We start from the raw sequence: 12,488 nt of genomic DNA, 5'->3' as shown, positions 1-12,488 counted from the left end.
ACATAGAAGTATGTCGAAACAAGAGCTGGTGGTGCTCGGCCAGGACGAGGCGGGCTGCTGCCCGACCCTGCTGACCGCGCCGATGGAACAGGACAAGGCCGTGGAACTGGCGAAGGTGTTCAAGGCCCTGGGCGACCCGGCCCGCCTCCGCCTGCTGTCGATGATCGCCTCGCGGGAGGGCGGGGAGATCTGCGTGTGCGACCTGACCCCGGCTTTCGATCTGTCGCAACCGACGATCTCCCACCACCTCAAGCTGCTGAAGCAGGCCGGTCTGATCGACTCCGAGCGTCGCGGGACGTGGGTGTACTACCGGCCTCTGCCCGCGATGACGGACAGGCTCGCCGCCGTCCTCACCCGCTCCCAGGCGCCCGATCGTCCGTCCCCGAGTCGCCCGGCCGGGGCGGCCTCGTGAGCGAGTCGACTGCCGGTTCGTCGGGTTCGGTGGCCGGGCGGCTGTCGCTGGTGGACCGGTTCCTTGCGGTGTGGATCCTTGTGGCGATGGCCGTCGGCCTTGGGCTCGGCCGCCTGGTGCCAGGCCTGGGTGACGCACTGGCGAAGGTGACGGTCGTCGGCGTCTCGCTGCCGATCGCGCTCGGTCTGCTGGTGATGATGTATCCGGTGCTGGCCAAGGTCCGCTATGACCGCCTGGAGAGCGTCACCCGCGACAAGCGCCTGCTGGTCCCCTCGCTGGTCATCAACTGGATCCTCGGCCCGGCCGTGATGTTCGCGCTCGCCTGGATCTTCCTGCCGGACCTGCCGGAGTACCGGACCGGCCTGATCATCGTGGGGCTCGCTCGCTGCATCGCCATGGTCATCATCTGGAACGACCTGGCCTGCGGCGACCGTGAGGCCGCCGCCGTTCTCGTCGCGCTCAATTCCGTGTTCCAGGTGATCGCGTTCGCCGCCCTGGGCTGGTTCTACCTCTCAGTCCTGCCCGGGTGGCTCGGCCTGCAACAGACCGCCCTGGACGTATCGGTGTGGGAGATCGCCCGCAGCGTTCTCATCTTCCTCGGCATCCCACTGGTCGCCGGGTTCCTGACCCGCCGCCTCGGCGAGAAGGCCCGGGGCCGGAGTTGGTACGAGGCTGAACTGATCCCCCGGATCGGGCCGTACGCCCTGTACGGGCTCCTTTTCACGATCGTCGTGCTGTTCGCGCTGCAGGGTGAGGCGATCACCTCCCGCCCACTGGACGTGGTGCGGATCGCGCTGCCTCTGCTGGTGTACTTCGCTCTCCTGTGGGCCGGGTCGATGGCTCTTGGCCGGGCGGTCGGACTGGACTATCCGCGGGCGACCACGCTGGCCTTCACGGCCGCGGGCAACAACTTCGAGCTCGCCATCGCGGTGGCGATCGCCACCTTCGGCGCGACCTCCGGCCAGGCCCTGGCCGGCGTCGTCGGTCCGCTCATCGAGGTGCCGGTGCTGATCGGGCTCGTCTACGTCGCCCTCGCCGCCCGCCGCTTCTTCCCTCAACCCGCCCCCGTGACCGGCCCGTCGGCCGCCCCCGACGAAGGAGCCGCTCGTGTCTGAGACCACCTCCGGCAAGCCGTCCGTGCTGTTCGTGTGCGTGCACAACGCCGGACGCTCACAGATGGCCGCAGGGTTCCTCACGCACCTGTCCGGCGGCCGGGTGGAGGTCCGCTCGGCCGGATCCGCCCCGGCGGAGACCGTCAACCCGGCGGTCATCGAGGCGATGCGCGAGGCCGGGATCGACCTGTCCGCCCAGGTGCCCAAGGTGCTGACCCCCGAGGCGGTCCAGGCGTCCGACGTGGTGATCACGATGGGCTGCGGGGATGCCTGCCCGGTCTTCCCCGGCAAGCGGTATCTGGACTGGACACTCGCAGACCCGGCCGGTCAGGGCGTCGCGGCGGTCCGCCCGATCCGGGACGAGATCGAGGCGCGCATCCGCGGCCTGCTCGCCGACCTCCTGCCCACGGTGTGACGCCTCGCCGGTTGCGTCAGCTGCAGGAGCCGATCGTGCGGCCCTCACGGGGAACGGCAGCGAGGCGAGCCGCAGCTGGCGTGCCGGTAGCGGCCTGAGGGCCGCGCAGCCGGGCGATCTCCTCGTGCTGGGCGGCGATGCGCGACAGCGCGAGGAGCTTCTTGCACTCGGTCAGCCTCTCGGTCTCCTCGCTTTGGCGGGCGGCGCGTTCCCGCAGAGCATCGTTACCGGCTTTGAGGCGAGCGGTCTGGGCATCGCGAGGGCCCGGGAGGGTGCCCGCGTCGGGCAGGTGGTTCAGCCGGTGTGCGAACTCGTCGCCGAGATGCTGAGAGGGACCCTCGCGCACGGTGCCGTTGGGGTTCTTCTTCGGGTAGAAGCCGGTGCGGCTCCGCCGCCCGGGGCCGAGCTCGTCATGGATACGACACCCAAGGACATGCCCGGCCGTCACCGTGCCGGAGCGCGACTTGCCCGCGAACTGGCCGGGCTGGTCGCCGCGGGTGCTGCTCGGGTTCAGCTCGTGAACGCTCCTCAGCCTTCCCGGCCGAACCGCACGACGCTAGCGTCAGTACATGATCGTATGGCTCAACGGCACCCACGGCGCGGGCAAGACGACGACCAGTGTGCTCGTACAGCGGCTGCTCCCCGATTCACGGGTGTTCGACGCCGAAAAGGTCGGCGAGACGCTCATGGACATCACACCGGGGCTGCCCGCGACAGACAACTTCCAGCACTGGCCGCCGTGGCGGCCCCTCGTGGTCGAGACCGCCCGACACATCCTCGACTACACCGGCGGCACCCTGGTAATGCCCATAACCGTCCTGGTCGAGCGGTACTGGCGCGAGATCAGCTCCGGTCTTGCCGAGCACGATATTCCAATCCGGCACTTCGTCCTCCATGCCGATCAGGACACTCTCCGCGCGCGCATCGCAGGCGACACCGTTCTCGGCCCCGACTCCCCCTTCCGTCTCCAGTACCTCAAGCCCTACGCCGAAGCGGCCCGCACATGGCTGCACGCCGCGGCCGAGGTCATCGACACCACACACCTCACCCCCGCACAAGCCGCCCAGCAGATCGCGGAGACAGTCAAGGGCTGAGGCCCTCCGGCCCTCACCAACCGTGCCTCGGCTCATTACGGGTGAAAACCGAGCAGCAGCACGGTCGCGAACACGCAGACGGACCGGTACGGCCCGCAGCGGCCGGGGCCCTTGAGCGTGCGGGAAGCGAGACGGAACGGCGTCCCGGGCCCGGACATGGGCCGGGCGCCGCGGTTCAGACAGCGGCACACCCCGCGGCCGTGCGCGACGCCGGACGGGCCCAGTAGCGGGAACAGGGCGCAGCCCGAGTGTGGCGACAGGAGCGGGAACAAGCGCCGAGCACCCGGCACAACGAGCCGCGCTCGTGCGGTCCCGGCCGGTGCCGGGCGCCGCCGTCCGCGCCTGGTTCTGCGGGATTAAGGCGGCCGTTGATCGAGTTCCCACCCTGGCGGTCGGCGCGAAGCTGCGGCACGCTCAGAACTGGGGCCGCTGGTACCACTGCCCCAACCGCGGCTTCGTCATCGAGCGACAACGAGATGCCGCGCCCTGGCCGATGACCGCCCGGTCTTCACAGGTCAGGCCAGAGCCGTCCCGACCATCCCAGCTCATCCGTCTCGGGCCACTCACCCGCCTGCGCCGCGAGAGCCCCGCGAGCTCCAGGTCGTGGAGAACTGGAACAGTGACCGGCTCTGACAATCTCAGGACCTCACCGGCCCCCGGATGAAGGAGCAGCGTGGCGGACGCATTCGTGCCGTGGAGGATGGAGAGCGAAGTGGGTGCGGCCAGTGCCGCTCCGAGAGGACCGACCAGGCGCGGGCGTGATCGGCCACGCCATCAGGCGGGTACAGCACCGGTCAGGCCGCCGTCGATGACGAGATCCTGGCCGTTGACGTAGGACGCGTCGGACGACGCGAGGAACGCCACGGCCGCGGCAACCTCCTCCGGGTGCCCGAAGCGGCCGGCGGCGATCTGACGGGTGACCGCCGTTGCCTCCGCTTCGGTCAGCGCGTCCGCGGGGTACATCGGGGTGTCGATGTAGCCGGGGCTGACGGAGTTCACACGTATGCCGCGCGGGGCGAGTCCGGCGGCGAGCGTGCGGGCCAGGTTGTGCGCGGCGGCTTTGGTCGCCGAGTAGAGCGTCAGGACACTGTTTCCCCGGTGGAGGGTCCAGGAGGCGTTGATGACGATCGAGCCGCCGTCCGCCAGGAGCGGCAGCGCCTTTTGGGCGGTGAAGAACACGCCCTTGAAGTTGACGTCGACGCCGTGGTCGAAGTCCGGTTCGGCGATGTTTTCGAACGGAAGGAATGTGCCGGTGCCCGCGTTCGCGAAAAGGCTGTCGATACGGCCGTGACGGTCCCGGACGGTCTCCATCAGCGCGTCCGTCGCGCCCAGATCGGCGGCGTCGGCCACGACCCCCGAGGCGTGCGGGCCGAGCTCCTTGACGGCGGATTCCAGTCGCGCGCGGGTGCGGCCGGTGATGATGACGTGGGCGCCTTCGGCGACGAGGCGGTGCGCCGTCGCGAGACCCATGCCGCTGGTGCCGCCGGTGATGAGGACGCTCTTGCCGGTGAAGCGGTTCATGCCGGTGTTCCCGTCAGGGTGCGTGTGATGTGGTCGCTGAGGTGGGGCAGCCAGTCGGGCCGCGCGTTGCCGAGGAGATGGTCGCCGTGCGGGACGGACAGGTAACTGCCGTGCGGCGCCGATCGGGCCAGGGGCTCGCCGTTCGTCACGCCGGGGATGACGTCCTGGTCTCCGTCCACGACCAGCAGCGGGGCCGCGATGCGGGGTGCCAGGGAGGCGAGATCCACGTCACGTACGAACTCGTGCGCGGCGTCGGACCCTCCCGCGCGTTGCGCCATGATCTGTCGTACCGGCGGGGGCAGTTCCTCCCAGTCGAGGCGGAAGGGACCACTGACGGTGGCGAGGGCCGCCACGCGCGGCTCCAGCGCCGCGGCCCGGGCCGCGAAGTAGCCGCCCAGACTCAGGCCGACGAGCCCGATGCGGGTGACGCCGAGGGCGTCGATGACCCGGCCCACGACCCGCTCGTAGTCCGGCACGAAGGTCGTGGTGGCCGCGAGCACGCCCTGCCCGGGACCGTCCATCGCGAACACCGCAAGCCCCCTGGCCAGTAGTGCGGACGCCAGATCGAGGAACTCCTCCTTGGCCGAGTCCAGGCCGGGGACGACGACCACGGTCCCCGGCGCGTCGGCGGGGCCGCGCAGCCAGCCGGTGAATCCCTCGCCGCTCACCCGCCGCGCACCGGGCTCCAGCACCGCGAGCGCCCGGCTCAGGGCGTGGTCCGCCGCGAGGGCAGCACGGGAAGCGTCCGCGTACGGCGCCAGGGTGGCCAGGTGGAACCACCGGGCCGCCGTCAGCAGATACTCACCCGCGGAGAGGGAGGAACCCGCGTCTTCCGCGCGCCGCAGATAGCCGTGTCCGGTGCGCAGGAAGGACGGTCCCCAGTCGGCGAGGGAGGCGAGGCCCTCGGTGACGCGCCGGTATTCGTGAGGGTCCACACCTGTGCCGGTGGCGCGTGTCCACTGGGCGGCGGCGAAGTCGGTGGTGGTGCTCATCGTGCTCCTTCGGTCAAGAGGACGGCCTTGCCGCGTATCCGCCGCTCCCGCAGATCGACCAGGGTGTCGGCGGTCTGTGCCCAGTCGGTGAGGCGGCCGATCTCCGGGTGCAACCGGCCCTGTTCTACGAGGCGTACCAGGGCTGCGAGGTCGGAGCCGTAGGGGGCGTCGGCGTAGTGGAAGTGCTGGATCGTGACGCGTTCGGGCCCGCCGAGGAGTTGGAAGAAGTCAAGGGTCACCGGGGTGCGGCTCGCCTGGCCGAACCAGACGAGTGTGCCGCCCGGGCGTACCTTCGACAGGGCGAGGGCCAGCGTCGGCCCGCCGGTGGATTCCAGCACGACATCGAACGGCCGCTGAGCCGCCTCGACCTCGTGCACCACGTTCGCGCCCAGCTCTGCGAGCCGTTCGCCGCGCGCAGGTGTAGCGGTCACCGCGGTCAACTCGGCTCCCGCGCCGAGGGCCAGCTCGGTGACGTAGTGTCCGACGCCGCCCGAGGCGCCGGTCAGAAGCACCCGTCGGCCGGTCAGGGAACCGGCCGTGCGCAGCAGTCGCAGGGCAGTGATCCCGGCCAGGGGCAGGGCCGCCGCCCGTACGCTGTCGATGCTGTCCGGGAGTACCGCGAGCGAGTGCGTGGGCACGGCCGCGTACTCGGCCCAGCCACCCTGCGCCGGGTGACCGACCACGCGGGTCCCGATGCCGGGGCCGGATCCGTCGGCCGCCGCCTGTACGACGAGCCCTGCGATGTCCTTGCCGGGGAGCAGGTCCGGCCGGGGGCGTTCGAGAAGGAACGTCTCGCCCCGGTTCGGGGCGAACGCCTCGACCTTGATCAGTGCCTCACCTGGCTCCGGCACGGGCTGGGGGACCTCGGCGAAGGCGACCGGACGCGCCGCCTCCCCGGTGGGAATCAGTCTTTGCATGGAGAGCATGCAACCCCCGCGGCCGCCCCGCGATCCAACAACGGACAAGCAAAGCCGACAACTTTTGGTTGTCACCTATGGTGAGAGCCATGGATCTCGACATGGCGCAGGTACGTGCCTTCGTGCGCACCGCCGAGGAACTGCACTTCGGCCGGGCAGCGGGGACGCTCGCCATCTCCCAGCAGGCGCTGTCCAAGAGGATCGCGCGGCTGGAATCCCTGCTGGGCACCGAGTTGTTCCAGCGCGGTGGCAACGGCGTACGCCTCACCGAGACCGGTCGGCGTTTCCTCCCACCGGCCCGACAGGCCGTGGCCGCCGCCGACGCCGCGGTCGTGGCGGCGGTCGGCGAGGACCGTCCGCTGCGGGTGGATGTCTGGGGACACCTCTACGCGCCGATGCGGACGCTGGCCCAGGTCGCCGGAGGGGCCGGAGAGCTGGCGCTGGGGCACGGGCGCGATCTGCCGGCAGTGACGACGGCACTGCTGCACGGCGACATCGACGCTGCCTTCGGCCGGGTCCACCCCCCGCTGCCCGCCGGGCTTGCACACCGTCTCGTCCGCCTCGAACCGGTGGACGCCGTACTGAGCGCGGACCATCCGCTCGCGGCCGAACCGGCGCTGCGGCCGGACCAGTTGCGGGACAGCGTGCTGTGGGCACCCGGCGCGCTTGACCGGCTCGACTTCCTCCACCGCTTCGCCGACCGGTTCGGCATTCAGAACACGGCCACGAGCGTCAATCTGGGGCTCGACCACTTCCTCTCCGCGGTCGCGGAAGAGCCGCGACGCTTTGCGCTGGTGCCTGCCGATGTGCCGCTGCCGCAGGTCCCCGGGTTGCGCTCCGTTCCGCTGGTCGAACCCACGCCGCTGTATGCCTGGTCGTTGCTGTGGCGTACCGGCAACTTGCGCCCGGGCCTGCACAGCCTCGCCGCCGCCTGCGCCGAGGAAGCAGGGCGCAGCCGGTGGCTGGAGTACGACCCGGCCCGTCAATGGCTGCCTGAACCACCCACGAGCGGTCCCGGACCAGAATGACCTCGCCAAGGGTGGTGAAGCAGCCCGGTCACAGTGCCGCGGCGTTCCACGGCGTACTCGCGGCGTCAGAACCTCGCGGCACGGCAGCGGCAGAAGGCGGCGCCTCTCGACTGGACACCACAGCCCTCGGTCATCGGCGCCTTCCTCTCCCCCGCCTTCGCCACCAACTGCGCCAACCACCACACCCGCCCCCGAGGGGAAGACGGTGCAGCCCAGGGCAGCCAGACCGCGCGCCTGAGCAGGAGACGGCCGCCCTTGGATCAGGCTGGTCGATCGCAGGCGTACCGGGCGAGCGTGGTCTCCACCGCCTGCTCGACGGCGTAGCGGATGTCAGAGGGTGAGGGGTTCCAGTCGGTCAGCAGCATGCGGGGCCACAGGACGTAGTTGGCGATCATCCCGAGGAACTGGTTGGCGGCGCTCTCGGCGTCCGGGACGTCGGCGTTGCCCGCGTCGTGCTCCGACTCCAGGTAGTCCTTGACCGAGGTGAAGTAGGGCAGCTTGCCGAGCTGGAACTGCATCTGCCCCAGTTCGGGGAAGCGGGGCAGCTCGGCGATGACGATGCGGAACAGGGCCGTCATACCGGGGCGGCCGACGAGGTCGGCGTAGCGGTGGCCGATGGAGGTCAGGCCGCAGCGCAGGTCTCCGGCCTGAGGCCGCGTGACGGTGTCCGCGGTGTCACGCTGCCATGACTCGGTGACGATGGCCTCGAAGAGGGCCGCCTTGGTGGGGAACTGCTTGAACAGGGTGGACTTCGAGACGGCCGCGCCTTCGGCGATGCGGGCGAGGGAGGTTCCGTCGTAGCCGCGGTTCAGGAACAGGTCCGTGGCTGCGGAGATGATCGCCTCGCGCTTCTGCTGGGCGAGACGGCGGTGGTGTGCGGAGAGCTCTGCTGCCATGCGTGCAGTATGCCTCGGACCCGAGGCGAGTCACTTGACTCGCCTCTTTTGACGTGCCTACGCTGCGATGGAAAGGCGAGTCGCTCGACTCGCCTCTAATGGCGGTACCCGATGTCTCTCTGGTGCCGTGCAATGAGGGAGCAGCTGATGACAGCCGACAGGATCGCTTTGGTGACCGGTGCGAACCGTGGCCTGGGCCGGAGCGCGGCTCTCGCGCTGGCGGCACGCGGGACGCGGCTCGTCATCACTCATCGCGGTGATGTGGTTGGGGCCGAGGAGACGGCACGGCAGGTGCACGCCGCGGGTGGGACTGCCGCTGTCTTGCGTCTCGACATCAGCGACATCTCCTCTTTCGGAGCCTTCACTTGCGAGCTGAGCGCACTGCTTGAGCGATGGGGGGCCTCGCGGCTCGACATTGTGGTCAACAACGCGGGAGTTGGCGTTTTCGGTCCGCTGGAAGCTGTCACGGCCGACGACTTCGACACGGTGTTCGGCACGAACGTGCGGGGCACGTTCTTCCTCATTCAGTCGCTTGTGCCGCTGCTGGCGCAGGGCGCCCGGGTCATCAACGTCTCGTCGTCGTTGACTCGCCACACCAGTCCCGCGACGTCGGTCTACTCCGCTTCGAAGGCCGCCGTCGAGGCTCTGAGCCGCACTCTGGCCGCAGAGCTCGGCCCCCGAGGTATCCGGGTCAACTCCATTGCCCCGGGGCCGACCGCCACCGACTTCAACGGGGGTGCCATGCGGGATGACGCCGGTATGCGCCAGGGTCTGGCCGGGCAGACCGCGCTCGGCCGTGTCGGCGAACCCGAGGAGATCGGCGACGCCATCGCCACGCTGGCGTCGGAGGGCCTGCGCTGGATGACGGCTCAGCGCATCGAGGTCTCCGGCGGCGCCCTCCTCTGAGCGACCGGGCGCGCCTGTCCCGGGCCGCGCCGGATTCCTCCCGCGCCGGAGTGCATCCCGCGCCGGTCTCGTCCTCGTCCAGCTCTGGGGCATCCGGGTCGCGCAGCGGGCGCAGGGCGCAGGCGGCTGGGGCCGAGGCGGTGGAGCTGTAGCGGCGGAGCAGGTCCAGGTCGCGGTGCTTGAGCTGGGAAAGCCGGGCGATGTCCTCGTCCCGGTGCTCGTGGCCCTCGGCGCGGAGCCGGGCGATGGGGGCGTCGATGTAGCGGGTGGTCCAGAGCACGATGGCATTGAGGACCAGATACCGAGCGCGCCGAGCTGGTGTTCTCCGGACTTGGCATGCTGCCCGCCTGGGGCCGCCTGTCTGCCGATAGGCCGCTGAGAGCAGCGGCCGCCTTTCCGGCGGATCGGCGGCCTTCCGGGCATGACGCCAAGCCGGATCCCAGGGGCTGCGCACCGGCCGGTGACCGGGCGGTGCGGGCTCGGTCTACCGGTTCACGGCTTCGCGAGAGGCGACGCGGTTCGTGCGACCGACCGCGCGGCCCACCGCGTTGCGCACCGCGAGGCCCGGTTCGGTGCGGGGCACCATGAGCCTGGAGAGCAGACCGACGCGTCGCTGCCGCGGGCCTACCTCGCGGCGGAGCCGCGACTCGTAGGCGGCGAAGGCGCGGGCGTGGTCACCGCGATGGGCAGCGAGCTCTTCCGCGAGGGCGTACGCGCCCGTCATCGCCATGCTGGACCCGTCACCCATGAGGGCTGTCGCCGCCGCCGCGTCCCCGAGCAGTACGACCCGTCCGCGGGACCATGAGGGCACCCGGACGGTGGTCAGGGGGTCGAAGAACGGAGCCGGGTGGTCGAGGAACGCCGCCACGAGTTCCGGTGCCCGCCACCGCACATCGGCGTAGGCGTCGGCCACGGTCTGCTTGTGAAGGGCGATGTTCTTGCGGTCGTGGGGCGCTGGCTGTACGGCCCGGAAGGTGAAGATCGCGAGCGGGGTGGTCCGCGAGGGGTGGAGGACCAGCATCCGGTTCGGCACGGTCAGCATCGTCATCTCGGTCGGGTCCTCGATGGCGTCGGGTTCCAGCGGGACGGTCGCACCGTACAGGCCCAGGTCGCTCGCGAACTGCCGCTCGGGGCCGAATACCAGGCGCCGTACGGTGGAGTGCATCCCGTCGGCACCGACTACCAAGTCGAAGCGCCGTGGCGCGGACCGCCGGAAGGTGACGTCCACCCCGCCTTCATCCTGGTCGAGAGCGGTGACCGTGTCGTCGAACAGGAACTCGGCCTCGGTCTGCGCCGACCGGTGGAGCACCTCGGACAGGTCGGCTCGGGTCACCTCGACCGTCGGCGCCTTGTCCGAGGTGAGCGGGAGTTGCAGGATTCGCCTGCCACCGGGGTCGAGCAGGGTCAGCGACCGATTGCGGGTGGCGAGCTCACGGAGCAGCGGGAGGACGCCCATGCGCTCGGCGACCGGGATCGCGGGCCCCTTCACGACGATCGCGCTACCCCCGGAGCGCAGCTGCCGGGCGTGTTCGACGACTGTCGGCCGGTATCCATTCCGGGAGAGCCAGTACGCGAGCGCGGGCCCTGCGATTCCGGCACCGACTATCAGCACCTCGGGTTTCTTCATGACGATGACCTCTCGGAGTGTCGATGACCAGGTCCCCGGCGAGTACCGGGCCGGGCCGCGAAGGAGCGGCGGCACGGGGCGGTGCAACCGGAACCAAGGTACGATCAATTTCGTACCTCAACAGATAAGCACGCCCTTCAGGTACGATGCAAGTCATACCTGAAGGAGGGGTGCCGCGTGGCCGGAGGAAACCTGGTCGGCCAGGAGGCCGATGCGCTCGATCTGGGTACGGTGTTCCGCGCCCTCGCCGACGAGCACCGTCGTACGGTGATGACGGAGTTGGCCGCCGACCGCAGCGACAGCGAGCGGGGCTGCAACTCGTTCAATCTTCCGATCTCGAAGCAGACCCAGACCCACCACTTCCGGGTCCTGCGGGAGGCAGGTCTCATTGACGAAATCGACTACGGCAACCGCAAGGGCATCCGACTACGACGCGCGGACATCGAGAAAAGGTTCCCCGGGCTGCTCACGCTCCTAGAAGCAGAGTCCCCAGGCGGTACCGCTCCTCGCTGAACACAGCTGAACACAGCTGAGCACACCGGAAGGAGTCCGAGTCGGCCCTGAGCCGCGAGATCGACCGGATCCAGCTCGCGCCCGGCTCGCAGGTAGCCGAGCACGACGCGGACTCGAATGGAGCGGACACGAATGGATCGGTGTCGCTTCGACCACCGTCCCGCGCTCGTGATCGGCGCCGAACGCTTCCGCACACTCCCTCACGCCCACACCCGCTTAGGTTTCCGCAACTTGCCTACGAGCAGGACCACGCGGGGGGTGAGGGCGGGGTCCGGACGAAGAGAAGCTCCTGGTAGAGGGGTGCTTGTCGAGTCCAAGCCATCCTGCCAGGAGCTTTCCGCATGCTCGTCTACCCAGCCGGGGTCGATCTGTCCATCTCCGCTCCGCGCTTCCCCGCCCGTGAGTTGACCGCACGTCGTCTCGCGCAAGGGACACGATGGCTCCGGCTGGCCGCCGGACGACAGGCGCTGTTCGTGCTGGCTCCTCCACGATGCGGCCATACCTACGCCCAGCTCGCCGCCGGATTCGGCGTGGGCACCACCACCGTCTCGGTCGGTGGGGCTCGTTCCAGGCGCCAGCGCTGACGTCTTGCCGCATCACGGCGAGGGCACCGTCGTCGAGGCGGGCGGCCTCCCCATGACGTGGCCGCAGGGGGCGTTCCGGAGGCGGGCGAAGCAATGGTGGTTCCGGGCCGGTTGTCAGCGCGTCTGCGGTCTTGCGGCAGGCGCGGTGGAAGCTGCCGGTGCAGAGCTCCCCGGCCGGGGCGCAGCGGGATGGTTTCGCGGCGCCGCGTCCAGAGAACATCGGTACTGCTGCATCAGGTTGGGCGGTCCAGGCCGTGGCGGTGGGCCAGCACGATGGCCTGGGCGCGGTCCCGGAGGCCGAGTTTCATGAGGACGCGGGTGGTGTGTGTCTTGACGGTCGCTTCGCTGATGTAGAGCAGGGCGGCGATCTCGGCGTTGGAGTGGGCTTGGGAGAGGAGGAAGAGGACTTCGCGTTCGCGTGCGGTGAGCTGGTCGTATCCGGCGGGTGGGGTGGGGTCGGGAATGGGGAGG

At 70.1% G+C, this 12,488-nt stretch carries 14 protein-coding genes and 2 pseudogenes; 8 read left to right on the top strand and 8 right to left on the bottom strand.

What is annotated here, in order from left to right; all coding sequences use genetic code 11:
• Positions 1-10 precede the first annotated feature (10 nt).
• From AB8Z36_RS15005 to AB8Z36_RS14995, 3 genes are read left to right on the top strand one after another with little or no spacing between them, the layout of a single operon-like run.
• Complete coding sequence (locus tag AB8Z36_RS15005; RefSeq protein ID WP_369213786.1) at positions 11-412, top strand: ArsR/SmtB family transcription factor; 402 nt, start codon at positions 11-13, stop codon at positions 410-412.
• Entirely contained in the window at positions 409-1,527 is a 1,119-nt protein-coding gene (arsB, locus tag AB8Z36_RS15000) for an ACR3 family arsenite efflux transporter (protein WP_369213785.1), read from the top strand. Before AB8Z36_RS15005 ends, arsB begins: the two co-directional genes overlap by 4 nt.
• Positions 1,520-1,939, top strand: a complete 420-nt coding sequence (locus tag AB8Z36_RS14995) for an arsenate reductase ArsC (protein ID WP_369213784.1) — start codon at positions 1,520-1,522, stop codon at positions 1,937-1,939. The genes arsB and AB8Z36_RS14995 overlap by 8 nt, the downstream gene beginning before the upstream one ends.
• Before the next feature lie 16 nt (positions 1,940-1,955).
• On the opposite strand, the gene AB8Z36_RS14990 is transcribed toward AB8Z36_RS14995, so the two are convergent.
• Positions 1,956-2,387, bottom strand: a complete 432-nt coding sequence (locus tag AB8Z36_RS14990; RefSeq protein ID WP_369213783.1) for a hypothetical protein — start codon at positions 2,385-2,387, stop codon at positions 1,956-1,958.
• A gap of 121 nt (positions 2,388-2,508) precedes the next feature.
• Between AB8Z36_RS14990 and AB8Z36_RS14985 the strand changes: the two genes are divergently transcribed.
• A complete protein-coding gene (locus tag AB8Z36_RS14985; protein WP_369213782.1) occupies positions 2,509-3,033 on the top strand; it encodes an ATP-binding protein in 525 nt (174 codons plus the stop codon).
• A gap of 774 nt (positions 3,034-3,807) precedes the next feature.
• Here the strand turns inward: AB8Z36_RS14985 and AB8Z36_RS14980 are convergent.
• The 3 genes from AB8Z36_RS14980 to AB8Z36_RS14970 are packed head-to-tail and all read right to left on the bottom strand — an operon-like array spanning position 3,808 to position 6,463.
• The gene (locus AB8Z36_RS14980) at positions 3,808-4,554 is read right to left on the bottom strand and encodes an SDR family NAD(P)-dependent oxidoreductase (RefSeq protein WP_369213781.1); all 747 of its coding nucleotides are present in this window, start codon (positions 4,552-4,554) and stop codon (positions 3,808-3,810) included.
• Entirely contained in the window at positions 4,551-5,546 is a 996-nt protein-coding gene (locus AB8Z36_RS14975) for an alpha/beta hydrolase family protein (protein ID WP_369213780.1), read from the bottom strand. Before AB8Z36_RS14975 ends, AB8Z36_RS14980 begins: the two co-directional genes overlap by 4 nt.
• A complete protein-coding gene (locus tag AB8Z36_RS14970) occupies positions 5,543-6,463 on the bottom strand; it encodes a zinc-binding dehydrogenase (RefSeq protein ID WP_369213779.1) in 921 nt (306 codons plus the stop codon). Before AB8Z36_RS14970 ends, AB8Z36_RS14975 begins: the two co-directional genes overlap by 4 nt.
• 89 nt (positions 6,464-6,552) lie before the next feature.
• On the opposite strand from AB8Z36_RS14970, the gene AB8Z36_RS14965 reads away from it, so the two are divergent.
• Positions 6,553-7,491 (top strand): LysR family transcriptional regulator, encoded by a 939-nt coding sequence (locus AB8Z36_RS14965; protein WP_369213778.1) that lies wholly within the window; start codon positions 6,553-6,555, stop codon positions 7,489-7,491.
• 260 nt (positions 7,492-7,751) lie between these two features.
• Here AB8Z36_RS14965 and AB8Z36_RS14960 read toward each other — a convergent pair whose 3' ends face one another.
• Complete coding sequence (locus tag AB8Z36_RS14960; protein ID WP_369213777.1) at positions 7,752-8,387, bottom strand: TetR/AcrR family transcriptional regulator; 636 nt, start codon at positions 8,385-8,387, stop codon at positions 7,752-7,754.
• A 147-nt stretch (positions 8,388-8,534) separates the two neighbouring features.
• On the opposite strand from AB8Z36_RS14960, the gene AB8Z36_RS14955 reads away from it, so the two are divergent.
• Entirely contained in the window at positions 8,535-9,293 is a 759-nt protein-coding gene (locus tag AB8Z36_RS14955) for an SDR family NAD(P)-dependent oxidoreductase (protein ID WP_369213776.1), read from the top strand.
• Positions 9,294-9,354: 61 nt separating this feature from the next.
• On the opposite strand, the pseudogene AB8Z36_RS14950 reads toward AB8Z36_RS14955, so the two are convergent.
• Both AB8Z36_RS14950 and AB8Z36_RS14945 read right to left on the bottom strand, forming a co-directional pair.
• Positions 9,355-9,617, bottom strand: a pseudogene (locus tag AB8Z36_RS14950) (Tn3 family transposase); the annotation flags it as partial.
• A gap of 160 nt (positions 9,618-9,777) precedes the next feature.
• Positions 9,778-10,920: an FAD-dependent monooxygenase gene (locus AB8Z36_RS14945; protein ID WP_369213775.1), complete on the bottom strand. Its 1,143-nt coding sequence runs from the start codon at positions 10,918-10,920 to the stop codon at positions 9,778-9,780.
• Positions 10,921-11,097: 177 nt separating this feature from the next.
• Between AB8Z36_RS14945 and AB8Z36_RS14940 the strand changes: the two genes are divergently transcribed.
• Together AB8Z36_RS14940 and AB8Z36_RS14935 are read left to right on the top strand one after the other, a co-directional pair.
• A complete protein-coding gene (locus tag AB8Z36_RS14940; RefSeq protein WP_369213774.1) occupies positions 11,098-11,433 on the top strand; it encodes an ArsR/SmtB family transcription factor in 336 nt (111 codons plus the stop codon).
• A gap of 341 nt (positions 11,434-11,774) precedes the next feature.
• A pseudogene (locus tag AB8Z36_RS14935) lies at positions 11,775-11,978 on the top strand (IS5/IS1182 family transposase); the annotation flags it as partial.
• 272 nt (positions 11,979-12,250) lie between these two features.
• Here AB8Z36_RS14935 and AB8Z36_RS14930 read toward each other — a convergent pair.
• Positions 12,251-12,488, bottom strand: a 238-nt coding sequence (locus AB8Z36_RS14930) for a response regulator transcription factor (RefSeq protein WP_369213773.1), incomplete at its 5' end; no start/stop codon positions are given.

Source organism: Streptomyces flavofungini, assembly GCF_041028215.1.
Lineage (GTDB): Bacteria > Actinomycetota > Actinomycetes > Streptomycetales > Streptomycetaceae > Streptomyces > Streptomyces flavofungini_B.
The sequence above is the reverse complement of the archived record's forward strand: the minus strand, read 5'-3'. Positions and strand labels throughout refer to the sequence as shown.

Bases quoted from the DNA above. Each gene is read 5' to 3' on its own strand.
- AB8Z36_RS15005 (WP_369213786.1), top strand. From the start codon at position 11: ATGTCGAAACAAGAGCTGGTGGTGCTCGGCCAGGACGAGGCGGGCTGC.
- AB8Z36_RS14985 (WP_369213782.1), top strand. From the start codon at position 2,509: ATGATCGTATGGCTCAACGGCACCCACGGCGCGGGCAAGACGACGACC.
- AB8Z36_RS14980 (WP_369213781.1), bottom strand. From the start codon at position 4,554: ATGAACCGCTTCACCGGCAAGAGCGTCCTCATCACCGGCGGCACCAGC.
- AB8Z36_RS14975 (WP_369213780.1), bottom strand. From the start codon at position 5,546: ATGAGCACCACCACCGACTTCGCCGCCGCCCAGTGGACACGCGCCACC.
- AB8Z36_RS14970 (WP_369213779.1), bottom strand. From the start codon at position 6,463: ATGCAAAGACTGATTCCCACCGGGGAGGCGGCGCGTCCGGTCGCCTTC.
- AB8Z36_RS14965 (WP_369213778.1), top strand. From the start codon at position 6,553: ATGGATCTCGACATGGCGCAGGTACGTGCCTTCGTGCGCACCGCCGAG.
- AB8Z36_RS14960 (WP_369213777.1), bottom strand. From the start codon at position 8,387: ATGGCAGCAGAGCTCTCCGCACACCACCGCCGTCTCGCCCAGCAGAAG.
- AB8Z36_RS14955 (WP_369213776.1), top strand. From the start codon at position 8,535: ATGACAGCCGACAGGATCGCTTTGGTGACCGGTGCGAACCGTGGCCTG.
- AB8Z36_RS14945 (WP_369213775.1), bottom strand. From the start codon at position 10,920: ATGAAGAAACCCGAGGTGCTGATAGTCGGTGCCGGAATCGCAGGGCCC.